The 23,077-nt window shown below is 60.4% G+C and carries 29 protein-coding genes; 19 read left to right on the forward strand and 10 right to left on the reverse strand.

From position 1 onward, the window contains the following. The 8 genes from FHX11_RS07945 (at position 1) to FHX11_RS07980 (ending at position 6,733) form a co-directional block, all read left to right on the forward strand. Positions 1-264 carry a hypothetical protein gene (locus tag FHX11_RS07945; RefSeq protein WP_184356767.1) on the forward strand — a complete coding sequence of 88 codons (264 nt, stop codon included), beginning with the start codon at positions 1-3 and terminating at the stop codon, positions 262-264. Next, the gene (locus FHX11_RS07950; RefSeq protein WP_184356769.1) at positions 264-800 is read left to right on the forward strand and encodes a phage GP46 family protein; all 537 of its coding nucleotides are present in this window, start codon (positions 264-266) and stop codon (positions 798-800) included. Before FHX11_RS07945 ends, FHX11_RS07950 begins: the two co-directional genes overlap by 1 nt. After that, on the forward strand, positions 772-1,854 hold the full coding sequence (locus tag FHX11_RS07955) for a baseplate J/gp47 family protein (protein ID WP_184356771.1): 1,083 nt from the start codon (positions 772-774) through the stop codon (positions 1,852-1,854). Before FHX11_RS07950 ends, FHX11_RS07955 begins: the two co-directional genes overlap by 29 nt. Then, complete coding sequence (locus tag FHX11_RS07960) at positions 1,844-2,623, forward strand: putative phage tail protein (RefSeq protein ID WP_184356773.1); 780 nt, start codon at positions 1,844-1,846, stop codon at positions 2,621-2,623. The genes FHX11_RS07955 and FHX11_RS07960 overlap by 11 nt, the downstream gene beginning before the upstream one ends. Before the next feature lie 18 nt (positions 2,624-2,641). Further along, positions 2,642-3,526: a hypothetical protein gene (locus FHX11_RS07965; RefSeq protein WP_184356775.1), complete on the forward strand. Its 885-nt coding sequence runs from the start codon at positions 2,642-2,644 to the stop codon at positions 3,524-3,526. 10 nt (positions 3,527-3,536) lie between these two features. Then, positions 3,537-4,040 (forward strand): hypothetical protein, encoded by a 504-nt coding sequence (locus tag FHX11_RS07970; RefSeq protein ID WP_184356777.1) that lies wholly within the window; start codon positions 3,537-3,539, stop codon positions 4,038-4,040. A 79-nt stretch (positions 4,041-4,119) separates the two neighbouring features. After that, entirely contained in the window at positions 4,120-6,363 is a 2,244-nt protein-coding gene (locus FHX11_RS07975) for a hypothetical protein (RefSeq protein WP_184356779.1), read from the forward strand. A 16-nt stretch (positions 6,364-6,379) separates the two neighbouring features. Further along, positions 6,380-6,733, forward strand: coding sequence for a hypothetical protein (locus FHX11_RS07980; protein ID WP_184356781.1), 354 nt, complete (start codon positions 6,380-6,382; stop codon positions 6,731-6,733). On the opposite strand, the gene FHX11_RS30045 is transcribed toward FHX11_RS07980, so the two are convergent. Beyond that, positions 6,715-7,422, reverse strand: coding sequence for a CatB-related O-acetyltransferase (locus FHX11_RS30045; protein WP_184356783.1), 708 nt, complete (start codon positions 7,420-7,422; stop codon positions 6,715-6,717). The two genes, FHX11_RS07980 and FHX11_RS30045, sit on opposite strands and share 19 nt — an antisense overlap. A gap of 115 nt (positions 7,423-7,537) precedes the next feature. Between FHX11_RS30045 and FHX11_RS07990 the strand changes: the two genes are divergently transcribed. The 3 genes from FHX11_RS07990 to FHX11_RS08000 are packed head-to-tail and all read left to right on the forward strand — an operon-like array spanning position 7,538 to position 8,590. Beyond that, positions 7,538-7,774 carry a hypothetical protein gene (locus FHX11_RS07990; RefSeq protein WP_184356785.1) on the forward strand — a complete coding sequence of 79 codons (237 nt, stop codon included), beginning with the start codon at positions 7,538-7,540 and terminating at the stop codon, positions 7,772-7,774. Beyond that, a complete protein-coding gene (locus FHX11_RS07995; RefSeq protein WP_184356787.1) occupies positions 7,767-8,228 on the forward strand; it encodes a lysozyme in 462 nt (153 codons plus the stop codon). Before FHX11_RS07990 ends, FHX11_RS07995 begins: the two co-directional genes overlap by 8 nt. Further along, positions 8,228-8,590, forward strand: coding sequence for a hypothetical protein (locus tag FHX11_RS08000; RefSeq protein ID WP_184356789.1), 363 nt, complete (start codon positions 8,228-8,230; stop codon positions 8,588-8,590). The genes FHX11_RS07995 and FHX11_RS08000 overlap by 1 nt, the downstream gene beginning before the upstream one ends. Before the next feature lie 306 nt (positions 8,591-8,896). Here the strand turns inward: FHX11_RS08000 and FHX11_RS08005 are convergent, their stop codons facing one another. The 3 genes from FHX11_RS08005 to FHX11_RS08015 form a co-directional block, all read right to left on the reverse strand. Continuing rightward, positions 8,897-9,142 carry a helix-turn-helix transcriptional regulator gene (locus tag FHX11_RS08005; protein ID WP_184356791.1) on the reverse strand — a complete coding sequence of 82 codons (246 nt, stop codon included), beginning with the start codon at positions 9,140-9,142 and terminating at the stop codon, positions 8,897-8,899. A 208-nt stretch (positions 9,143-9,350) separates the two neighbouring features. Further along, positions 9,351-9,869 carry a hypothetical protein gene (locus FHX11_RS08010; RefSeq protein ID WP_184356793.1) on the reverse strand — a complete coding sequence of 173 codons (519 nt, stop codon included), beginning with the start codon at positions 9,867-9,869 and terminating at the stop codon, positions 9,351-9,353. An 11-nt stretch (positions 9,870-9,880) separates the two neighbouring features. Further along, positions 9,881-10,096: a hypothetical protein gene (locus FHX11_RS08015; protein WP_184356795.1), complete on the reverse strand. Its 216-nt coding sequence runs from the start codon at positions 10,094-10,096 to the stop codon at positions 9,881-9,883. A gap of 141 nt (positions 10,097-10,237) precedes the next feature. On the opposite strand from FHX11_RS08015, the gene FHX11_RS08020 reads away from it, so the two are divergent. Then, a complete protein-coding gene (locus FHX11_RS08020) occupies positions 10,238-10,684 on the forward strand; it encodes a hypothetical protein (RefSeq protein WP_184356798.1) in 447 nt (148 codons plus the stop codon). 185 nt (positions 10,685-10,869) lie between these two features. Here the strand turns inward: FHX11_RS08020 and FHX11_RS08025 are convergent, their stop codons facing one another. Further along, positions 10,870-11,118: a hypothetical protein gene (locus FHX11_RS08025; RefSeq protein WP_246780924.1), complete on the reverse strand. Its 249-nt coding sequence runs from the start codon at positions 11,116-11,118 to the stop codon at positions 10,870-10,872. 126 nt (positions 11,119-11,244) lie between these two features. Between FHX11_RS08025 and FHX11_RS08030 the strand changes: the two genes are divergently transcribed. The 5 genes from FHX11_RS08030 (at position 11,245) to msrA (ending at position 14,538) form a co-directional block, all read left to right on the forward strand. Next, the gene (locus FHX11_RS08030) at positions 11,245-11,628 is read left to right on the forward strand and encodes a thermonuclease family protein (protein ID WP_246780945.1); all 384 of its coding nucleotides are present in this window, start codon (positions 11,245-11,247) and stop codon (positions 11,626-11,628) included. Between the two features lie 501 nt (positions 11,629-12,129). Further along, positions 12,130-12,837: a pentapeptide repeat-containing protein gene (locus FHX11_RS08035; protein WP_246780946.1), complete on the forward strand. Its 708-nt coding sequence runs from the start codon at positions 12,130-12,132 to the stop codon at positions 12,835-12,837. A 42-nt stretch (positions 12,838-12,879) separates the two neighbouring features. After that, complete coding sequence (locus FHX11_RS08040) at positions 12,880-13,377, forward strand: GAF domain-containing protein (RefSeq protein ID WP_184356803.1); 498 nt, start codon at positions 12,880-12,882, stop codon at positions 13,375-13,377. 187 nt (positions 13,378-13,564) lie between these two features. Beyond that, on the forward strand, positions 13,565-14,014 hold the full coding sequence (gene msrB / locus FHX11_RS08045; protein ID WP_184356806.1) for a peptide-methionine (R)-S-oxide reductase MsrB: 450 nt from the start codon (positions 13,565-13,567) through the stop codon (positions 14,012-14,014). Continuing rightward, positions 14,011-14,538, forward strand: a complete 528-nt coding sequence (gene msrA / locus FHX11_RS08050) for a peptide-methionine (S)-S-oxide reductase MsrA (protein WP_184356808.1) — start codon at positions 14,011-14,013, stop codon at positions 14,536-14,538. The genes msrB and msrA overlap by 4 nt, the downstream gene beginning before the upstream one ends. Positions 14,539-14,817: 279 nt before the next feature. Here the strand turns inward: msrA and FHX11_RS08055 are convergent, their stop codons facing one another. Further along, on the reverse strand, positions 14,818-15,840 hold the full coding sequence (locus tag FHX11_RS08055) for a LysR family transcriptional regulator (RefSeq protein ID WP_246780925.1): 1,023 nt from the start codon (positions 15,838-15,840) through the stop codon (positions 14,818-14,820). A 206-nt stretch (positions 15,841-16,046) separates the two neighbouring features. Here FHX11_RS08055 and FHX11_RS08060 point away from each other — a divergent pair, with 206 nt between their 5' ends. Then, on the forward strand, positions 16,047-16,829 hold the full coding sequence (locus FHX11_RS08060) for a class I SAM-dependent methyltransferase (protein WP_184356810.1): 783 nt from the start codon (positions 16,047-16,049) through the stop codon (positions 16,827-16,829). 70 nt (positions 16,830-16,899) lie between these two features. Here the strand turns inward: FHX11_RS08060 and FHX11_RS08065 are convergent, their stop codons facing one another. The 4 genes from FHX11_RS08065 to FHX11_RS08080 all read right to left on the reverse strand — a co-directional run bounded on the left by FHX11_RS08065 (position 16,900) and on the right by FHX11_RS08080 (position 21,942). Continuing rightward, entirely contained in the window at positions 16,900-17,964 is a 1,065-nt protein-coding gene (locus tag FHX11_RS08065) for a 3-deoxy-7-phosphoheptulonate synthase (protein ID WP_184356812.1), read from the reverse strand. Positions 17,965-18,356: 392 nt separating this feature from the next. After that, complete coding sequence (locus tag FHX11_RS08070) at positions 18,357-19,415, reverse strand: porin (protein WP_184356813.1); 1,059 nt, start codon at positions 19,413-19,415, stop codon at positions 18,357-18,359. 418 nt (positions 19,416-19,833) lie between these two features. Further along, positions 19,834-20,181, reverse strand: coding sequence for a hypothetical protein (locus FHX11_RS08075; protein ID WP_184357523.1), 348 nt, complete (start codon positions 20,179-20,181; stop codon positions 19,834-19,836). A gap of 183 nt (positions 20,182-20,364) precedes the next feature. Beyond that, the gene (locus FHX11_RS08080) at positions 20,365-21,942 is read right to left on the reverse strand and encodes an MFS transporter (protein WP_184356815.1); all 1,578 of its coding nucleotides are present in this window, start codon (positions 21,940-21,942) and stop codon (positions 20,365-20,367) included. 189 nt (positions 21,943-22,131) lie between these two features. On the opposite strand from FHX11_RS08080, the gene FHX11_RS08085 reads away from it, so the two are divergent. Further along, positions 22,132-23,052, forward strand: a complete 921-nt coding sequence (locus tag FHX11_RS08085; RefSeq protein ID WP_184356817.1) for a LysR family transcriptional regulator — start codon at positions 22,132-22,134, stop codon at positions 23,050-23,052. Positions 23,053-23,077 lie beyond the last annotated feature (25 nt).

A 23,077-nucleotide genomic window follows, 5' to 3' on the forward strand; every position in this document is an offset into this window, starting at 1 on the left:
ATGAACGGGAAAATCATTTGGCCCGGCAATCCCATCGAAACCGCGCCGAAGGATGGCGGCGTCTTCCTTGGGTATGATCCGGCGCATCCGTATCAAAATTGGCTTATCTGCTGGTGGGATGCACGTGAATGGCGAGATCACGAGACCGGGATTAGTCACGTCGGACACTGGGCCTCCATTGATCATCAAACTGGCGAAGACGGCTTCTGTGATCCGGTTTGCTGGTGGGAGCTTCCATCTGAGGACGTTGCGGCGAGATCCTGATGCTGAAGATCATACCCATTGAAGGCGACGAAGATCCCTATCGCGCGCCGGATCTCGGCTGGGATGGTGAGGTCGGTTATTTCGTCATCAATCCGCTCACCCATGCGGATGCGCCGGGCGATTTCCGCGCCGAGCAGGGGCTTGCGACGCAGGTCCTGATCTATCTGATGACCGATCGCCGCGTCGATCCGAGCGAGCTTCGCGACGGCGACGAAAACCGCGGCTGGGTCGGCGACAGCTTCGACATGGCGGCCGGCGAACAGCCGCTCGGCTCTCGCCTCTGGCTGCTGCGGCGTTCGGCCATCTATGACGGTATCGAGGTCAAGGTCGAGGCCTATGTGCGCGAGGCGCTGCAGCCTCTGCTCGATGTCGGCGCGGTCGTCCGCATCGATGTCACAGTCGAGGTCGACCGTCCGGGCAACCGGGTGAGCTACGAGGTCTCGCTCTACGGGCGCGACGGCCGCCGGGTCTACGACAATCAATTCGAACTCTTGTGGAGGCAGATCGATGGCGTGGACCATCCGCTCGCTGGATGAGGCCTCGGCTCGCGTCCGTGGCGCTTTCCGGAAATATCTGCCCGGCACGGACAGTGCGCTTGCAAACAATTTCGTCACCATCACCGGCAAGGTGGTTGCGGCGCTGGCGCATGAATTCGAGCTGCGCATCGCTTATCTCGTCAAGCAGATATTCATCTCGTCGGCGACGGGGCAATTCCTTGTACTGCTTTGCTCGGATGTCGGCATCTATCGCAAGCAAGCGTCGGCCGCTTCGGGATCGGTGACCGGGACCGGCGCGGCCCTGACGACCTATCCGGAGGGCATCCGCCTGATCTCCGGAAGCGTCACCTATCTTTCGGACGAACCGGCTACCTCGGATGCGGATGGGGCGATCACGCTTTCCGTGACATCGGAGAGCAAGGGCTCGGCCGCCAACCGCGATGCGGACGGCCTGCTGGCGCTGGCAGACCCGGTGCTTTATCCGGATCTCGGCACGAGCTGGACAGTCGCCTCTGGCGGCCTCGGCGGTGGTGCCGATATCGAGAGCTATGAAAGCTTGAGGGCGCGGGGCTTGCACCGCAAGCGCAATCCGCCCGGTGGCGGCACGCTGACCGATTACGAGCGGATCGTGCTCGAGGTCTCCGGCGTCAAGGCGGCATGGGCCTTTCGCGGCACGCTGTCGCCGGGAACGCTGTTCGTCTTCTTCCTGTTCGAGGGGCGCACGAACTATATTCCCCTGCCGGCCGATGTCGCCGTCGTCCAGGCGGCGGTGGATGCCAAGCGGCTGATCCGCGTCGACGACAGTGTCGTCGTCGCGCCGACCGCGCGGCCGGTCGATATCACCATCGACAGCCTGTCGGGCGATACGCCGGAGATCCGCGCCGCGATCGCGGCCGCCATCTCCGCCATGTTTCTGGCGAAATGCCGCCCCGGCATTCCCGGCAACACTTTCATACTCTGGAAGGCGTGGATCGACGAGGCGATTTCCGGCGTGTCCGGCGAGGATCGACACGTGCTGGTGCAGCCATCCGCCGATATCGTTCTGACCGACGGCCAGTTTCCGACGCTGGGGACGATCACCTATGGCGCGTGATCCCGGCCTGAATACCGTGACCTCGCTGGCGTCCGACGCCGGCGAGACAGTCACGGTCGCTGCGCCCTATGACGCGCTGGCCAATCCGAGCAATGACGACCTGATCGGCACCGCCCTCTCCATCTGGCCGCCGGGGCCGGCCTGGGGGTCTCCAGACGGGCAGGCGGTTTCGCTGGCGCATCCGCTTGCGAAATTCACCCGCGTGCTGGTCGACAGCTTCGAGTGGCTTTATCAGCGCATCTGGACGCTGGCCCGCAACGCCAGCGTCAAGGGCGTGGACGAACTGCTGCCGGAATGGGAGGCCGAATATGGTCTCCCGGACAATTGCGTCACCGGCGAAACCAGCATTGCCGAGCGGCTGCGCGCGCTGGAGACGAAGGTCGCTTCGCAGGCGATCATCACGCCGGGCGATTTCATCCGCATCGCCGCGACCTATGGCTTCGTCATCGAGATCGAGGAGCCGGCCATCTTCGAATGCGGCTTCTCGGAATGCGGCGGCGAGCACACGGTCGGCGACGTCAGGCAGGAATGCTACTGGATCGTCAGGACCTACAGCGTCGCCATCGATTATTTCCGCTGCGGCGAGAGCGAGTGCGGTTTCGATCCGCTCTTCACCTTCGGCGACGGCGAACGGCTCATCTGCATCCTGCGCCGCCTGGCGCCGGCATGGACCCTGCCGCTGCTGCAAATCATCGTCATCCTGACCGATGGCGAGGGGAACGCCCTGACCGACAGCGACGGCAATCTTCTCATCTCCGGAACCCTCTAGGCTCATCACGAGGTCACCATGGAATATCAGGCACCGTACGGATCGACCGATCCGGACGCATCTTATGTCGACCGCAATTCCGCCGCGGCGGTGAAAGGATCGGCCGTACCGGCGGCCGCGATCGAGGACCCGCAACGCGAACTTGCGGCCTTGATCAGTTACGCCGGCATGACGCCGGACGAGGACGATCTGACGCAGGTTGCGAAGGCGATCCAGAACGGCAAGCTCGTCTATGCCGTCGCCGCCGGCACGGTCAATGCGCTGACGGTCACGCTCGCGCCGGCGCCGGCCGCCTATGCCGACGGTCTGTTCCTGCGCGTCGTGCCGAGCGCGGGCCCGAGCACGGACAGCATGACGATCAATGTCAACGGTCTCGGGGTCGTGCAGATCGGCTATCTCGACGGCACGCTGACGGCGGCCGGCGAGGGGCAGATCGGCCAGGCGATGGATCTGCTTTATTACGGCGGCAGATTTCTGCTGCTCAACCCGGTCTATTATTTCACGCGGATGACGCCGAAGGCGGCGCGGATGACGCGGGCCTTCACGCCGAATATCGCGCTGGCGGATCTTGCGGTGAACACGCTGACGGCGGCCCAGACGATTACGGTCACCGGCACGCGCTATCTGGATTGCACATCCTATTGTGCCTTCAAAAATACCGGGGCATCCCTGGTCAATATGTCGGGCAAATTGCGCTTGCTTGATGGGGCGACCATCGTCGAGACCAGCGACTATCTCGGCTGCGTCAACATGAACAGCTTTCAGACGCCGATCAGTCTGCGCGCCCGGTTCACGGGTCTCGATCCGACAAAGACCTACACGGTCCAGCTCCTGGTCCTCAAGGAAACTGCCATTGGTCCGGTGAACGTCATGGACCCGCTGATTTTCGCCCTTCACGAGTGAGGCCCATCCCATGATCTATTTCAAGCAGACGCTCAACGATGCGGTGAGCTTTGGCGAAGGCTACGTCTTGCCGGCGGGCGCCGCGGAGCTGACCCTGGAGCAATATCAGGCGGAATGCGACGCGGCGCTGCAGCCGGCTACCGAAACCTTGGCGCAGCTCAAGGATCGCCTGCGCAGCCTGGTGGATGCGGAGGCCGAGGCCGAACGTCTCAAATACATCACGCCCGGCGTCGGGCAGTCGATGACCTATCAGCAGAAGGCGGCCGAGGCCTCGCGCTATCTCGCTGCGACCGACCCGGACGCTGCCGATTATCCGCTGCTCAGCGCCGAGGTCGGGATCACCGCCGAGGATATCGCCGGCGTCGCAGCCATCGTCGATGCCGCCTTCCGGCAATGGCAGGCGATCGGCAGCGCCATCGAGGCCGTGCGGCTGGGGGCGAAGGCACAGATTACCGCCGCCGCGGATGCTGATGCCGCCAATGTGGCTTATGCCGCCATCTCCTGGCCGGCCTGACGCTACCAACCACTCAGCGAAAAACGATTTCATTCCTTTTGCGCGGCCTTTCCTAAGGCCATGATGGAGCATTTGCGCCATGCCGGAACTGACCACGAAACGGCTCGTCGATTATCTGAACGGGCCGGGCGTCGATGCCGCTATTCTGAAGGCCAGCCTGATCAGTGCCGGCACGGCATCGACAGAACAGGGTGCCCTCGCAGACACCGCGCTACAGCCTGATGATGTCGGCAGTGCGGCACACAGCGATGTAGCGGATTTTGCAACGAGTGAGCAGGGCGATCTCGCCGACGGCGCCTTGCAGGCGGCGCAGAACTTGACCGATCTCGCTGATCTCGCGCTGGCGCAGAACATCATGCAAGTCGGTGCCATCTTTGCGGATATTGCGACGGCAATGGCCGCTATCATCCCCGCCAGAAACAAGAGCTTGCGGACACAGTTTTACGACCTGACGGCTATGGTTCGGGTCGAGGGCGCGAAATATAAGCGGATCAGCCTTGCGGATCTCGCTGCTTATCCGGCGCTCTCGTATTTCCGGTCGGCGGATCGCTATATGCCGGATGGGACTATCGATGCAACGAATGGCGGGTATTGGGTGTTTTCCGACCCGATCATCTCGCCGCTGCAGATCGGCGCCCGGCTTAATAGTGCTACGTTTGACAGCGGCCCCATGCTGCAGGCGGCGATCGATCTCGGTTCGATCGTCGGCATACCCTGTATTCTGCCGATCGGAACGCTCTATACGGCGCAGACGATTCATGTCTATGCCCAGTCCGTCCTCTGCGGCCATGGAAAAAGCCAGAGCTTTTTGAAGGCCAAGGATGGCGCCGACATCGGCGTTCTCGAGACCTATAATTTCAGCATCCTCACGGGCACCGCTGCGAAATTCGTCACCGATGCCGGCATGACCTGGGGATTTTCGCTTAGGGGCTTCACCGTGGACGGTAACCGCCAGGTCAACTACGGCGGGGTGTCCGGAACGCGCTTCGCCGGCGTCGGATCTGTCGTCTGGGATGGATTTGGTATCCGTCTCTATGGGCGCCGATATATCGTAGAGGACGTGGCTGTTCAATATTGCGCCGGCATAGGCTTCTACTCCGAGTGCGGTAATCCGTCTTCTCCGTCGCCGGCGAACTGGTATTATAATGCCCTCAACGATCAACAAGGCAGCATCACGGATTTGGTTGTCAGTGATTGCTCTTACGATGGGTTTGTTTTCCGTGGGCCTGGCGATATTCTGATCGACGACGTGACCGCCGAGCTTTGCTTCTATCCGGACGAAACCCTCTATGGGACGCTGCGCAATTCACTCATGTTCCCTTCCGAGAGCATATCCGGGATCGTTTTTGCGGATCAGGCGAGCAATAGCGCCGTCGCCGGCTGTGAAATCGGGTTTATCCATAGCCATACCCACAAGAACGGCTACGGCATTCGGTTCGAAGGTAACGTGTTCCAACGCGTCCGAACCGATAATCTCACTTCGGAAGGCTCCTTAGGCGGGATCAAGGTCCGTGGCCAGGTGCTCGGGCAATTCAACAAGGTCAATGTCCGAAACCAGAACTTCGGAAGCGGCGCGCTGCCTGATTTTGACTTGTTGACGACCGATCTCCTCATGATTTCTGAATACGAGAATCGCGGGTCGACCGGGAATGCGGGCTCTACGAAGCTGCTGATCGGATCTGACAAAACGCAATTCGGGACGATCACGATCCATGGCGGCGTTGCTGGCCACGGCGTTGTCGTCGACACGAACGTCGATCATGTTACAATCAATCAGATGTATATCCACGATTTGCGGGGTACCGCTCAGGATGGAAATGCGTCTCGATCATTGTGGACAAAGAGCGGCGCTGCAAACATCTATATCGGCACTGTCATGTTGGTCGACAATCAGGTCGGATGGAGAAACGATAGCACCGGGGACATCGTAATTTCTCGAGGACGGATCGAGGGTAATGCGACGACTTATCCTGGGATCGTCGCCATTGATCTGGCTTCTTCTCCGGCTTTCACATCGTTGAAACAATGTGGCTTCAACACGAATGACGGAACCTCGTCAAAATTCCCCACGTTCAATGGGGCTGTCTCCATCGATCCGACGAACGCCACATCAGAGATCGCGCTGACGTGGACGCACAACATGTGGCGCACGCCCCAGACGAATGAAGTGGGGTGGAATTATGTCACCAACGGCACCACGCGTCCCGGTTTCGGATATCTCGAAATCACAGCCACTTCGAGCACGACGGTGACGGGAAGAATGAAGTTCTCCAGCGCGGGCAATGGCACATCCGGCGGCTCTGCCGCCATAGCAACCGTCTAACATTCATAGGTGTCCAATGACGACATATAAGAGCATCAGGGTTTTCTCGACCGAAAAAGGAATGGTCAGCGAAGAAGGCCACCCCGTTGAGGTCTGGCAGTTTGGGGGTGATGAAGATCGGCCGGATTGGCTTCCTGAGGTCTCGCATATAGTGACATTGCCTCACATCGGCAATCCCGATTGGAATCTTGAAAACTTCGTCAAGGGGGCCGTATGGGGGTCGGTGGCATATTCCGATTCAATCTATATCGGTACGCCTCTCGGGTGGCATCGCTGCGCCCCCACGGATTGGGTAATTCGTGACGGCGACGGCGAACTGAGAATTGTCAGCGCTGACGAGTTCGCCTCGTATTATAGAGAGATCACCTGATTTGCCCCGTTCGTTGTGATCGTCGCCTGTTGTGGCCGCAGGCGATCTATTTTGCCCGCCGCTACGGCGTCTTCGATAACGCTAATGGAGTCTTCAACCTTCGAGTACCGTGGGTTAGCTAGGGCTTCGCGATCGAGGACATAGTTCCACCACTGGAGATTTTGGAGCCGTGCTATCGTCGCTTCATTGAAGCGAGGCCGGATGATTTTCGCCGGCGCTCCGGCATAAATCGCATATGGCGGGATGTCCTTGGTGACGACGGCGCCGGCGCCGATGATCGCGCCGTTGCCAATCGTGACGCCACGCTTAATTATGGCGCCGGCTCCGATCCAAACATCGTTGCCGATGCTTGTCCGTGCCGAGTTGGCCGGAAAGCGTTCAGACGAAACCATCGCCCTATAGCCGCCATATGGTTCAAAAACGGTATCGCCCCAGGAAAAACCACTTGATGAAAGCCAGTCTGTTGGATGCTCGATTGGACCGATGATCACGCGATGACCGATCGAGCTGAAGCGGCCAATGTCAGCGTCGTAAGTGATGGTATCCACATTGCCATAGGAATAGGCGCCCACGGTTACGCGCCCGACGCAACGCATATGGGCGAGGTGTACGGGGCGTTCCACGGTTACGATGGATGAGCCGGAGAGAAGCGGCTTTTCAGCCTTGGGGATATCTAAAACGGTAGACATTCCCGAACGATAATCACACTATCGGAAATTGCAATAGCCGATCAGCGGTGCTCAAGAGATGTATTTCATTTCTGAGCTTTTCTAGTCATCACCAATTCTTAAATCAGGACATCCCATGAAACCGAAACTCGTCCCGAATGCGGGTCGGGTGCTGCGTCATTCTTCGTCGCTGCGCCTGATCGAGGTGAGCATTGTCGTCGGCATTCTGCAATTCCTCGCGGACGCCTCCGATGGCCTCAAGGATTTTCTCCCATTCAACCCAATCTGGCTGACCGCCGCCGGTTCATTCGCAGGTGCCGCAGCCTGGGGCGCTCGCCTGATCGCGCAACAGAAGGTGTCTGGCGATGAGTAAGCTTCGAAAGGGCAGCACTGCCGCCGCCATGGCCGTTGCGCTTGTCGGCGGCTTCGAGGGTCTTCGTCAGACGGCCTACCCCGATCCCGCGACCAAGGGGCCGCCTTGGACCGTCTGTTACGGCGAAACAAGCGGCGTCAAGCGTGGTGATCAATATTCCGTCGCCGAATGCAAGGCGATGCTGGAGGGATCTCTGCAGACCTATGCCACAGGCATTGACCAATGCGTGAAGGTGCCGCTCCCCGACAAGCGCTATGTCGCCTTGATCTCGTTCGCCTACAATATCGGCGTGAAGGGCGCGTGCAAATCCAGTGTCGTCGGACTGATCAACGCAGGGCAGACAAAGGCCGGATGCGAATCCTTGCTCAAATATAACCGGGCGGCGGGCGTCGTCTTCCCCGGTCTGACGCGTCGGCGGCAGAAGGAGCGGGATTATTGCGAGGCCGATCTCTGATGCTGGCCTTCCTTATCTCCCCCATAGGTAAGTTCGCTGGCGGTCTTCTGGTCATCGTAGCGCTGTTGGTCGGCTTCAAGCTCTGGCTCCATGAGCACGACAAGGGCGTCCTGGCTGGATACGTAGCCATCGCTGAGAAGACGACAGCCGAAGCCAAAGCCGCGGAGATGGAGCGGCAACGCAATGCGGCCTCGCAAGCCCTGTCCGAAGTCGCCAAGCGCCAGGCCGCTGACGAAGCCGCCCAGCGCGCCACAGATGCGCAAACCGATCTGGAGCTCTTCGAATATGAGAAACGTCTCGCCGAGGCCAATCGTCAGTGTCTTATTAACGATGCTGACCGTAGCTGGCTGCTCAAGCACTGAGCGGCTGAAGAGCGCGGCTGCGGAACAGGGCAGGATATCGGCCGGGATCAATCTCCCCGACCTGCCGGCAGACTGCGCAGCGCACGAGTCCCATGCCGCAATCGCGGTCGGCGCCGAGCTTCGCTCCATCCTTGTGAAAGAGCGCGCCGCTCTGAACCGGGCCAATTCTCGCGTGGATCGGTGCGCCTTGTTCTACGGCGAGACGAAGCGCGCCTTTGAGGCCAAGCCATGAGCCCTGCTGTCTTCCTTGTCCTCTTCCTGCTCTCTGCCGGCACGCTCGCATGTGCAATCGCCGCCGGCCTTATGTCAATCCCGCATTGATTGCTCTGACTTTGATGCGGGATCGTCCGGCAAGGAGAGGCCGAAATGCCGGCGCACATCGCTGCTGGCCATGATGGCTTCCATCAGCACTTCCAGTGGCCCGGAGATCGGGCGGCTGCCATTCTCGATTTTCCGCACATGCGCGCCATCTGACAAATGCACAAATTTGGCGAGACCGTTGGCGCTGAGACCGAGAGCGTGGCGGGCTGATTTGAGTTCTTCTGGAGTCATACTTGCGCCCTCTATAGCCGCTCATTACAGTGACGATTGTTGATCGTAACGAAGTAGCGATGAGTTGCGGTTGCGGGAAGCCTCTGATAATAAAAATCCGTTGAGGATGCTCGGTGTGTGTGTTGCGGTCGCGGTTCAATCCGTCTCCGTTAATAAGACCTTGGTGCCACCAAATCACCCGCTGCAGGGCTCAGGTCTTGTGGCGGGTTTACTCCAGGCCAAGTCCTTCTTCCCATACCCCATTTGCGACAGCGAGTTTCTTGAGCTTCTTCAACCGGCCGTCTGGTGGAGACGAACCGTCGTATTCGTTGGCGATCCGGAGTGCTTCTTTCGCGTCTGGCGTTCCTGAAAGCGCGCTCGCTATGGAGACGAGCCGCTTTTTCGATTTCTTCCTCTCAGGGGTCATTGCTCCAGCGATAGAGGAAGGGTCGAACGTGTTTGCTGGGATATGGAGGCGCTTTTCTTCAAGGCGCTTACGAAGCGCTTCATTGCTGTATTCTCGGTAGCCATCCGCATCCCAATCAACGACGAACCATCCGAAGCGGTTCGCCTTATTGGGGGACGGGCTACCGTCACTCTCTTCAAATTCCCAGCCCTTACGGACTGTAGATACTTTGAAGCCTAACGCTCTGTTCAAAGCCGCTATTGCTTCAACTTCATCGGCGGTTGACCCAATTCCCTGATTGCCGAATTCAGGCGGGCCCCAGATAGGAAGTGAGATCGACATCGATTTCTTCCTTAGCGAGCAAGGATGGTGAGTTGGTTGATGGCATTCGATGCGCCGACCTTCGTCAGGCCTTCTGCCAATAGCGCCTGATAACGGGCAACGTGGTCGTCACGCATTTTGGCCAGATTCTCGACCGTTCCATAACGGCCAGCAACGATCTTCTTGTTCTGAAGCTTCGTGAGAAGGGCTTCAACATATGCAATCTGCTTTTCGGATGCTGGCGTCATTGTCGTTTCTCCATCTTTTGGCGGGCACCCTTTGCCCTTTCGACATGATCAATATGAGGTACATTGTACCTAATGTCAAGCGCTAAGTTCCATCGAAAGTCCAGCATTCCATACCGATACCCGAAAGGCCTTTGAAACGAAATGAGCGAGGATGCCATGCAAATATCGGTCAAAAAGCCAGAGATCAATCCGGCGCATTTCATCGCCATCATCGGCGGAGCGCTCGTCAATGCCTTCATCATCGGCGGCGTGTGGGTATCCCTCAATCGGGATATCGCCGATCTCCGCAGTTCGCAGGACCGGACGCAGAAGGCGCTGGATGCGACCGCTCAGCAGGTCTCGCAGATCGCGCCCCTGTCGTTTCAGACGACCAGGGCGCTTGAGGCTGGCGCCGAAAACAAGAAGGCGATCGAACTCACGAACGCTCGCATCGATCGGGTCGCCGAGTCGATCGGCGGCAAGCTGGATACGGCGATCGACAGCATCAATAAGGTCAGCACGCAGGTGCAGGTGCTGAGTTCAAAGTTCGAGGATAACCAGGGCAGGCCCGACAAGACGCTTTTTCGGACGCCGGTCGTCAGGCCTTAAAACCGTTGACCACCCTTCGGCTGCGGATATTCCTCCCACTTATGCTCGTAGCAATACCAGCGGGCGTCGCCCTTGCCGATATCATAGCCCCACCCGCCCCATGCCTTGCAGCCGGGCTCTTCGCACCAATGCTCGAAATGAACTAGCTCCCTTGGTCGATCTTGTTGTTCGCTCATAACGCCCCTTCATCCTTTTTCATCTGTCGCTGCGGCCTCAAGATGCCCGAACAGCAGTCTGGCCTTCTTCTCCCCGCACGCGCATTTCAGCCGGCGTTCGATATCCTCTACCTCGGCACGATATAAGGCTATCGGCAGCGTGTCCCGATCGAAATCCTTCTCTATCCCGCACGTCTCGCATCTCACGCGAATATCGACATGCCGCGGGCAGACATACAGATAGCCAGGGGACCAATCTTTGATGGGTAGAAAACGCATTATAGCCTCCATAGATTTTTTCTGTGAAAGCCGCTCTGATGTTCCAACTATGTTCTGGTGTGGCCTGAAGTCAAGGGAGCCTGTTTGAGGATGCGATTCGTGGTTTACTGCATGATGTTTGTCGGGATGGTGCTGGCGTGGTCAAACCTTGGCGCTACGGAGGCCATACCGCGTTTTTCGATCTGCGGCGATGAGCGGCGCGTCAATTGCGTCGTCGACGGCGATACGTTCTGGATGGATGGCGTGAAGATCCGCATCGCCGATATCGATGCTCCAGAAATCCATCCGGCACGCTGTGCTGGCGAGCAGGATCTCGGCGATGCGGCGACCTTGCGGCTGCAGGATCTACTGAACGACGGTCCATTCGAACTCAGGGCTATCGATCGTGATGAAGATCAGTATGGCCGCAAGCTGCGGCTGATCGAGCGCGGGGATCAATCCATTGGCGAGGAGTTGGTGAAGGAAGGCGTCGCGCGGCGCTGGGAAGGGCGGCGCAGGCCATGGTGTTGATCCAAAGGAATTGACCATCTTCACTGTGGTATCTGTATTGACGGCCTCATGCTCTTCATCTAAGGCGAGAACAAATCATACAGCGGACCGATTGCGGACCGATTGGATGGACAGAACCGGAACAGACAGGGACCACGTGGATTTGTCTGTTCCGGAAATGCTGGGTTTTCGCGGAGCCTTCTCCGTTCGGGACGTGGGGGTCGAGTGTTCGAATCACTCCACTCCGACCAGCCTATTCTTCCCGAACCTTCCCCGAAAACTTCAGACTTGCGGCGGGCTTGCCTGACGGGCGCCAAGTCGTTCATCCGCTTCGCAATATCCTTTTGCGAGAGAGGCCTCTTTCTGTCGTTCGAAGCACCATATACAAGGATGATGGTATTGATGCCGCCGACTCGATGGGGCAGGTGGGTGAAGAAGCGGAGCGACGAGATGGGCAGCCTTGCTGAGAGACTGGTCTGGCCGGCCGGAGGGGGATTGCGGCGTCGAAAGGCAGGCGGCGCGATGTCGGGTCCTTCCGCCTTGGCGCTGGCGGCGGTGTTCCTGCTTGCTTCGGGAGCCGGGCAATCCGCCTTTGCCGGCGATTGCGGCAATGTGGTCGCTGCACCCGGCCTCGATTGGAGCGGATGCAGCAAGACCAACATCATGCTGCCGGGCAGCGATCTGCACGGCGCCAACCTGTCCGAAACGCATTTCGACAGCACCGATCTCAGCGACGCCAATCTCACCGGCGCCAATCTGGAAAAGGCAACCCTGGTGCGGGCCTGGCTGAAGAATGCGAAGGCGGAAGGGGCGAATTTCGCCAGGATCGAGGCCTATCGCTCCGATTTCAGCAATGCCGTCGCCAATGGCGCCTCCTTCGCCAATGCCGAGCTGCAGCGGGCCGAATTCAGCGGCGCGCAGCTGGCGAATGCCGATTTTCAGAAGGCCGAGCTCGGTCGTGCCGATTTCGACAAGGCAGTGCTGACGGGCGTCAATTTCTCCTTTGCCAATCTTTCCCGCGCCACCTTGAGCGGCGCAACCATCCAGGGGCCGGTCACCTTCGGTGGCGCCTTCCTGTATCTGACCCGGATCGAGGGGGCCGATCTGTCGGCGGCAACCGGACTGGCGCAGACCCAGGTCAATCTTGCCTGCGGCGACAAGTCGACCAAACTGCCCGCGGGATTGCAGGCGCCCGGTTCCTGGCCTTGCCCGCCGGATGACAAGGACTGACGGCAAGCCGTTTGAGATGATCCAACCGAAAGGCGATAGCCGATGTTTGAACAACAGACGATCGCGGCTTCCAGCAAGCCCGAATTCTATCGTGAGCTTTCCGGGCAATTGCAGGCGCTGCTCGATGGCGAGACCGATCCGATCGCCAATGCTGCCAATACCTCGGCGCTGATCTTCCAGATGTTGCCGGATCTCAACTGGGCCGGCTTCTATTTCCTGCAGTCCGACGACGAACTTGTGCTCGGCCCGTTCCAGGGCAAGCCGGCCTGCGTGCGCATTGCCGTCGGCCGCGGCGTCTGCGGCACGGCGATCGAAAAGGAGCAATCGATCCTTGTCGAGGACGTGCATGCCTTTCCCGGTCATATTGCCTGTGACGCCGCGTCCCGCTCGGAATTGGTCGTGCCGCTGTTCCGTGACGGATATGTTTTCGGTGTGATCGATCTCGACAGCCCGCTTCCGGGCCGCTTCGACGGCGACGACCAGACCGGTATCGAGGCACTCTCGGCGATTTACACCAGCGCCTGCGATTGGGACGAGTGATAGCCGGCCGTCTTGCCGCGCCTCATGCCGCCCATGCGATATGGCAAAGCGGCTCTCCGATACCTATATTCCCGTCGCAAGCACTCCCGCGACGCTGATCGAGCTTAACCTCTGTAACGATTTCCAGCATTCTCCCGTAATGGCTGGTAAAGCTTGAGGCATGCGTCCAAGAGCAAGGCGAACAAGAATGCGAAATTACAGCAAGACCTCCGAGGCCATCGCCAAGCTGTCGCCGGAACAGTACCGCGTGACGCAGCAAAGCGGCACGGAGCGTCCAGGCACGGGCGAATATCTTTATAACAAGCAGCCCGGCATCTATGTCGACATCGTATCGGGTGAACCGCTGTTCGCCTCATCCGACAAGTTCGATTCCGGCTGCGGCTGGCCGAGCTTCACCAAGCCGATCGAGACCGCCAACGTCAGCGAGCTCACCGATCTGTCGCACGGCATGTTGCGCACCGAGGTCCGTTCGGCGCATGGCGACAGCCATCTTGGCCATGTCTTCCCGGACGGGCCGATCGACCGCGGCGGTCTGCGCTATTGCATCAACTCCGCCTCCCTTCGCTTCGTGCATCGCGATCGCATGGAAGCCGAAGGCTACGGCGCCTATCTCGACCAAGTGGAGGATATAAGATGACTACGGAACGTGCAGTTCTCGCCGGCGGTTGTTTCTGGGGCATGCAGGACCTCATCCGCCGCTACAAGGGCGTCATCTCGACCCGCGTCGGCTATACCGGCGGCGATGTCGCCAACGCCACCTATCGCAATCACGGCACCCATGCGGAAGCGATCGAGATCGTCTTCGATCCCGAGAAGATCAGCTATCGCGATCTCTTGGAATTCTTCTTCCAGATCCACGATCCGAGCACGCGCAACCGCCAGGGCAACGATGTCGGCACGAGCTACCGCTCGGCGATCTTCTATACCAGCGACGAGCAGAAGCGGGTCGCTCTCGACACGATCGCCGATGTCGACGCTTCCGGTCTCTGGCCGGGCAAGGTTGTGACCGAAGTGGTGCCGGTGGGCGATTTCTGGCAGGCCGAGCCCGAGCATCAGGATTATCTGGAGCGCATTCCGAACGGCTATACCTGCCACTTCGTCCGGCCCGGCTGGAAGCTGCCGGTACGGCAAGCCGATACGACGCAGCGCGCGGCGTCCTGATGACGGGAACGGCCGCAAGCGAGCGGCTGCGGCACTATCTCGGCACATGGGAGGTCAGGCGGACGATCCTCGACCGTCTCAACCATTGCCGCATCCTCTTCGAGGGGCAGGCGTTCGTGACGCCTGTCCAGTTCGAGGAACACGGCGACACCACGAGCGGCCCAATGACGCTGAGGAGCAGCCGCACCTATCGGCTAGGCTCCGAGGCGGAGCGCCTGACCGTTTATTTTCCCGATCTCAGCGAATTCATCCGCATTGGCGGCGGCGCATCGCAGCAGGTCATCCATCAATGCGGCCCGGATCTTTATCGGGGTCGCCTTTTCTTTCGTGGACCGGACGCCTGGGCTGAGATGTGGCATGTGCACGGTCCTCGAAAGCACTATGTGAGCCTTGCCCATTATCGGCGGGTCTAGCCTCGCAGGGGGCGGGATGCGAGGCGGAGAATGCCTGTGCTTCCTTCTGCAGCCATTCGCAGAACAATGTGGATTTCCGATTTCGGCGAGCCCGCCGTAGCGCGACGTAGTGATGGCCGCTGTCGATGAAGCCCAGCGGGGCGGTCAGACGACCGAAACGGATATCGTCGGTCACATAGGGCCACGGTGTCACGCAGACGCCCAAGCCGGCGCTTGCCGCCTCCAGCATGAAATAGAAGTGCTCGTATTCCACCCGTGTTCCGGCTTCGACCGGTACACCTGACCGCGACAGCCAGTCGCCCCAGGCGCGAAGGCGGGTTCTGGTGTGAAGCTGCGGAATGCCGGCGAAATTCTCCACGACGGCTTTTGCGAGGGAAGGGGCGAGAACCGGACCCGTCTGTTCGGGAAACAGTGCGATCACCTCCGCGCCTTCCGGCCAAGGTGCCGTGCCGACGCGGATCGCGACATCGAACCCGTCGCGGGTAAAGTCGACCGGGCGCGACGATGCCGTCAACCGGACTTCGATATTCGGGTATTCCGCCTGGAACCGGTAGAGCCGCGGGATCAACCAACGCATGGTGAAGGTGCCGGGGCAGGAGACATCGAGCGATCCATCTTCGGCATCGGCGACCGATCGTACCGACATATCGATCTGATCGAAGGCGGAGCTCAAGCCCGACAGCAAGGTCGAACCCGCCTCCGTCAGCCGCAGTCTGTTCTTAGGCCCCTCGAACAGCGGAACACCCAGCACATCCTCGAGATGCTGGATCTGGCGACTGACGGCACTGTGCGTCACATTCAGCTCGTCGGCTGCCAGGGTCATCCGTCCGTGCCGGCCAGCGGCTTCGAAAGCACGCAATGCGTTGAGGGAGGGGATGCGGCGAGCCATGTGAGTTTTCCGAACAATCCTTGTTCGATCATATCGATTTTCTTCCTGTCTGCCATGATGTTTTCTCCCGCCGTTGGAAGAGATTTTCCCTTGGAGGGAACAATGAAGTGCGGGATGCGGCAGCGTTTCCGGCGATGGCGAAGCCATGTCCGAACCGGGCAATGGGCGCTGTCCGGTGCCGCAAGACAGAGAGGACGAAGACCCCGATGACCAAAAGACACAAAGACGGCAGCGCCGGCGACGCGAATTACGGCGTGATCGGCACGAACTATACGAGCTACCGCCAACCCGATCCGCAGATTGCCGCGTTTATCCGCGCTGCATTGGGTGAGGCTCGCAGCGTCCTCAATGTCGGCGCGGGTGCCGGCTCCTACGAGCCCATCGATCGCGAGATCACGGCAGTCGAGCCATCGGCGTCGATGCGGGCACAGCGGCCGGCGCATCTGCCTGCCGCTATCGACGGCACCGCCGAAAGGCTTCCTTTCGCGGATGACAGTTTCGATGCCAGCATGGCGACCTTCACCGTGCATCAATGGTCCGATCTTGCAGGTGGTCTTGCGGAAATGCGGCGGGTGACGCGCGGACCCGTACTGATCCTCACCTGCGATCCGATGGAGTTGGATCGGTTTTGGCTGGTTGACTATGCGCCGGAGGCGATCGCGGTGGAGGCGCGCCGCTATCCGCAACTGGCGACCATCCGCGATGGGCTGGGCGGTCATGCGGAGATCATTCCCGTTCCGATCCCGTTGAATTGTACGGACGGCTTCAGCGAAGCCTATTACGGGCGTCCGGAGCGCCTGCTGGAGCCGGGCGCACGCCTTGCCAATTCGGCCTGGAGTTTCGTCGATCCCTCCGTCGGCGACCGCTTCGTTGCCGAGCTGAGCCGGGATATCGAGGACGGCGCATGGGATGCCAAACACGGGCATTTGCGGACGCAACCGGCATTCGAGGGGTCGCTGCGGCTGATCGTCGGCCGCGGCAAGTCATGATCCAGGCGAGGATAAGGCCCTGAGATCGTTCACAGGCGCGTGGCCTGTGAACGATCGATGACCGGCAGCGTTATTGGCGAGACGTTCGGCGTCTTGCCTGAACCGCCTCGGCCAAGGTTTCCAGCGTCCGTACGGATGTCGGCCAGTCGATGCAGCCGTCGGTGATGCTCTGGCCATAGACCAGCGCCTTGCCGGGAACGAGGTCCTGGCGGCCGCCGACGATATTGCTTTCCATCATCATGCCCTTGATGCGACGGTCGCCGGCGGCGACCTGCTCGGCGACGGCGCTGACCACCGCCGGCTGGTTTTCCGGGTTCTTGTTGCTGTTGGCGTGGCTGGCATCGATGATGATCTGCGGATCGAGCCCGAGCTTGGCGGCCTGCTCCGACACGGCCTGCACGCTCGCGGCATCGTAATTGGGCTGCTTGCCGCCGCGCAGGATGATATGGCCGTCGTCATTGCCGCGCGTCGAGGCGATCGCGGCAAGGCCTTCCTTGGTGACGGCGGGGAAATGATGCGGCTGCGAGGCCGCCAGGATCGCATCGAGCGCGATCCGCGTATCGCCGTTCGTGCCGTTCTTGAAGCCGATCGGGCAGGAGAGGCCGGAGGCCAGTTCGCGATGCACCTGGCTCTCGGTCGTCCTCGCGCCGATGGCACCCCAGGCCACCAGGTCGGCGATGTATTGCGGCGTGATGGTATCGAGGAATTCGCAGCCGGCCGGCAGCCCGATCTCGTTGACGTCGGCCAGAAGGCGTCTGGCAAGGCGCAAGCCTTCCTCGATACGGTAGCTGCCGTCCAGATGCGGGTCGTTGATCAGGCCCTTCCATCCGACGGTGGTCCTTGGCTTCTCGAAATAGACGCGCATGATGATTTCCAGCTCGCCGGCGAAGCGGTCGCGCTGTTCCTTCAGCCGGGCGGCATAATCATGTGCTGCGACCGGATCATGGATGGAGCAGGGGCCGATGACGACGATCAGGCGATCATCGGCACCATGCAGGATGTTGTGCACGGCCTTGCGCGCCTCCGTCACGGTGGCGGTGACGGCCTCATCCCTCGGGATCTCGTCTATGATGCGGGCAGGCGGCGTAAGCGCGGTAATCTCGACAATGCGCAGGTCGTCGGTGGAATTCAACACGGTATCTGTTCCTTTTGGGGTCGTACCGTGGCGACAAAAAAAGCCGCCAGGTAGGACTAGCGGCTGTTCGGGTCTTTGATGTTGCGTCAGTTTTATCTACGCACAGGCCCGCCTCCGCTGAGAGCAGCGGTACGAATAAAATCGCGAGGCGTTTGCGTAGGTGAACGACATGCGGTGTCTCTACGACAAAAAATCAGGCTTGTCGATGCCGTTGATGGGTTGCGGAGCCATCATGATGAAGCTCCGCCCTGTCTTTCGGCCCAAGCCTGGTTTCGAGGCGGATGCCAAAAAAGACGAACCCCGGATCGGAAGGATTGGCCCGCTTCGCTGGAAGCCGGGCCAACCCCCATCCGATCAGGGGTCAAGTCAGATCAGATCTCGAAAACGAGGTCTTAGAAGGTACGCTGGAAGCGCAGAACGCCAGCCCACTGGTCCTGGTTGATGGAGTCCCAGTTGGTGTAGGAAACTTCCGGCGTGATCTGCAGGTTCTTGACCGGGTTGAACTTGACGTTCGCGGTCGCTGCGAAGATCTTCGAGTCGGTGTAGGCAACCTGAGCGTTTGCCTGCAGCTTGTCGTTGATCGGAACGGTGATGCCGGTCCACAGAGCCCAATCACCCCAGCCAATCTTGGCCGCGCCGGAGCCGTTTGCGCTGGCATACTTGTTCAGCTTGTCGCCGTCCGTGTTCCAGCCGCCCATCAAGAAGGCCTTGAAGACGCCGAAGTCGCCATCGATGCGAGCCTTGACAGCGCCTTCTTCGACGATCGAGTCGTAGCCGCCGACGATCTTGAAGCCGAAGTTGCCAGCCTTGTAACCAGCACCGGCAACAACGTCCGGAGCGTAGTGATCGGAGCTGTCTTCGCCGTTGACGCCCGTGGCGCCAGCGCCGGAGTTGCTGTCTTCGAGCGAGATCACGGCGGTGAAGCCGTTGCCGGCGTCGTAGTTGTAGGTGATCTGGTTGAGTTCGTACGGGCCGTCATAGACAACGTCGTCGTTGATGACGCCGCCGGCATAGCCAGCATACAGGTTGTAGGCCGAATCGAGCTTACCGATGGTGAAGCCGGCGAGGCTGATGTTAGCGGCGATCAGCTTGGTGGTGGTCGAACCGCCATCCTGCCAGTCCCAACGCAGAACGGTAGCCGTCTTCAGCGGGCCGTATTCGGTGTCGGTTGCGGTGTCGAGGGTCAGGTGAGCACGAGTGTGCCACAGCGTGCCGTAACGGTCGGCCGGGTTGTAAGCATTGTACCACTTGCCTTCGGTACGGACATAGCCGCCGATCTTGAGGCAGGTTTCGGTGCCCGGAATGAAGAAGTAGCCAGCGCCGTATGCGTCGCAGATGCGGACATATTCAAGCGGCTCCGGCTCAGCGGCGACGACAGCGTCGGCTGCCTGAGCGCCGGATACAGCTGCGAGGGCCGCAGCGGAGCCGAGAAGAAGGCTCTTGATGTTCATAAAAACTCCAATCCAATATAGATTGGGCACAGGCTATCGCGCCGAGAATCCGACGTGCCTCACCCTATCCCTGTTAAAAACCCCGACTCGGGAGAAACGGGCCCCACCCGCTTCTGGTCTCTATTAAAGACGAATTCCCGTAAATTTATATGATATATTTTTCTCAAAATGACGTTTTCGTGATTTTTCATTTTAAGTTGCAGGAAAGCCACAATTGCAAATACAAATAGTAAGTTAGCCATAATATTGGCTGCATAATGGTCATTCAGATATACAAATTGCGCGATGCCGTGCTGAACAGGCCGTAGAGCAAGTGCGATTCGCGGCGCCCGCCGGACACGGAAACGACGCTATTCAAGTGTCGCCAACGCCTGTGGTAGAGGCGGGCTGCATCCGACAGCGGCAGATTGGACGACGATTAATACAGCGCGGTTCGCTTCGAGGCCGGAGATATCAGCCGGCTGAGCATGGCGCCGAGCGCGATGCCCCAGAGTGCGGCGGTCATGGCGACGATGATGTCCATGGGCGAGCCGTAATTGCCGTTCGCCAGGAAATGCGAGAAGCAGAGCGCCGAGACGCTGCCGATCATCAGCAGGCAGGTGAAGGATGGCGATTGCGGATAGGCCAGCCTTGCCAGCATGCCGGCGAGACAGAGCGCAACCGCACGATAGACGTCGAAGGGGTTGCCGAGTTCGGCCTGCCAATTGAGATGCGCGAAGGTCACGGCAACCAGTGCCGCGATATAGGTCCACGCAATAGCCTTCAAAAAGCGCTCTGATATCATGGGGATGTTCATATAGCAGCAGCATGCCGAAACGCCAGCCGTGCGTGGCTTGCGCATTGTAGATCGGTCTTTTGCGCCGCACACATTTTGTGTGGCTGCGAAATATTCTGTTGCGCCGCGGCGAACAGGCGCTCATGCGCCCGCTCGCCGGCATGCGAACCAGCCTCAGGCGCCGGATGCGTCCATTGTCTCGGCTGCCGCCGATTCCGGTCCGTCCGTCTCGATCGTGCTTCCTTCGGCATGGTGGCGGCCGAGGAATGTGAAGATGACGATCGCCGTGAGAATGGTGATGGCCGTCAGGAGCCAGAGCAGCGTGCTGAACCCATCGCTATAGCCTTGCATCAGGGCGGCATGTCCGAGAGCCGGCACGGTGGACGCCGCATCGGAAAGATTGCCCGTCACCAGCCGCTGGGCGGCGATGGATGCATCTTCGCCCGCCGTCCCGAGATTGGATTGCCCCAGTTTCGATTGAATGAGAGCGGAGAGGATGGCGCTGACCACGGCCAGCGCCACGCCTTCGCCGGCGACGCGCGTGGTGCTGAAGATGCCGGTCGCCATGCCCGCGCGTTCCTTCGGCACGACGCTGACGGCAAGTCCGTCCATCAGGCCCCAGGGCAGGCTGATGCCGATACCGATCGTCAGCAGCGGAGCGATCAGTTCGATCGGCCCGGACCCCGCGCCGAAGCGGCTGAGCCAGAATAGCCCGGCGGCGGAAATCGCAAGACCCACGCTGCAGATAGTGGCCGCCGCAAACCATCGCGTAAGCAGGCCTGCAACGATCGGCAGGAGAAGAAGCGGTGCCGACAGCGCGACCATCATGCGGCCGGCGGCAACCTCGCTCATTCCCTCGATGCCGACGAAGCGGATGGGCAGCAGAATGAGCAACACCACGAAGGCATAGGCAGGGGCGGCGGCCAGCAGCTGCACGCCGACGAAACGCGGATAGCGAAACAAGGTGAGATCCAGCATAGGCCGCTTCACCGAGCGCTCGATGATGGCAAACGCCAGGAAGAGCAATGCCGCAGCCGCCAGCAGGACAATGACCAGCGGATCGCTCCAGCCGGCGTCGGGCGCGCGCAGCACGGCATAGGTGAAGAGCGTCAGGGCGAGGGTGAAGCTGAGCGCACCCGGCCAATCGATGCCGGCGGCATCCGGGTCCCTGGACTCGTTCAGGAAGATTGCGCCCAGCGCGAGGGCGAGAAGAGCAAGGATGACGACGAGAATGAAGATCGACGGCCAGCCGAAGGCCTCGATCATGAGACCGGAAGCGATCGGCCCGAATGCGAGCCCCACGCCGAAGCTGGAGCCGACGACGCTGAAGGCGCGCATGCGGGCGGCCCCATCGAACTCCTGCGCCAGCGAGGCCATGCCGCCGGAAAAGGCAGCGGCGGCGCCCATGCCCTGCAGGGCGCGCAGGATATCGAACCAGACGATGTTGCCGGCGAAGGCGAGGCCGACCGAAAACAGTGCGAAGCCGCCAAGGCCGAGAAGGAAGATGCGTTTGCGGCCATAGCTGTCGGCAAGGGCGCCCGCCGCCATGAGGCTGCTGCCGAAGGTCAGCATGAAGGCATTGGTGACCCAATTGAGCGCGATCGGGCTGCCGCCAAGCGTGCGGCTGATCGCGGGCAAGGCGACGGCGGGGCCGGTGAAGGTCAGCGGCATGGCGGCGGCGGCGCAGCAGACTGCGGCGAGAACGAATAGGCTTTCAGCCGAAGCGGCGGCTTTGGTCTTGTCAGGATGCATGGGAGTGTCCCGCGGGGCTCGAGTAAAGGAAGGCGCGCGAACGGCTTGGGAGGGGACCCGCCCATCTGAGGCGAGGTCATCATTCGCGGGCGCATTGAAGTACCCAGACAGGATAATTTTGATGCAATGCTGCGATAAGATAGCTATCTTTCCGTATATAGCGGAATAAAATGATCGAATGGAAACGGGATGGATCGGCTAAGTGGTCTGAACGCCTTCGTGCGGAGCGCTGATCTCGGCAGCTTCGCGGCTGCCGGGCGCGTGCTTGGTCTTTCCGCCTCCGCCGTCGGCAAGGCGGTGACCAACCTCGAGCGGCAGCTCGGTGTGAGGCTTTTGCAGCGTTCGACCCGCAGCATTCGTCTGACCGAAGAAGGGCGCCTTTTTCACGAGCGCTGCCGGCGTGTGCTCGATGACCTGGATGACGCTCAGGCGTCGCTTGCCCAGGCAGTCGCCGTGCCGCGCGGGCGGCTGCGCGTCAGCGTTCCGATCGTCAGCTATCATTTCCTGCTGCCGGTGGTGCCGGAATTCGTTGCGCGCTACCCCGAGATCGAGCTGGACCTCGATTTCAACGACCGCATTGTTGACATGATCGAGGAAGGTGTCGATGTCGCGATCCGCAGTGGCAACCTGCCGGATTCACGGCTGATGTCGCGAACGCTGCGGCCGTTCCAGATGCTGCTCTGCGCCGCGCCCGCTTATCTCGATCGCCATGGCGTCCCGGATTGCCCGCGGGCACTGGACGGCCATTTGGCGATCCGGTTCCGCTTTCCCAATAGCGGCAAGCTGCAGAGCTGGCCGCTGACCTTTCCCGACGGCGGCCCGGAACTGCGCATGCAAACGGCTCTGTCCTGCAACAATATGGAGGCCCTGCGCGGTGCCGTGGTCAGCGGTCTCGGTATCGGATGCATGCCCGATTTCCTGGCGCGCGGCCCGATTGCCGAAGGCAAGCTGCGCACGGTCCTCGACGACCACATCGATGGGCCGGGTCAATTCCACCTGCTCTGGCCGTCCAATCGCCACCTGTCCCCAAAGGTCCGGGTCCTTGTCGATTTCCTGAGTGAAAGGCTTTTTGCGAAAAGCTGCGAGATTTTACCTGCCGCCGGGGCCTGAATGCGGGATGATTTTGGCGCGCTCC

The organism is Rhizobium sp. BK602 (assembly GCF_014195095.1).
In the GTDB taxonomy this organism is placed as follows: Bacteria; Pseudomonadota; Alphaproteobacteria; order Rhizobiales; family Rhizobiaceae; genus Rhizobium.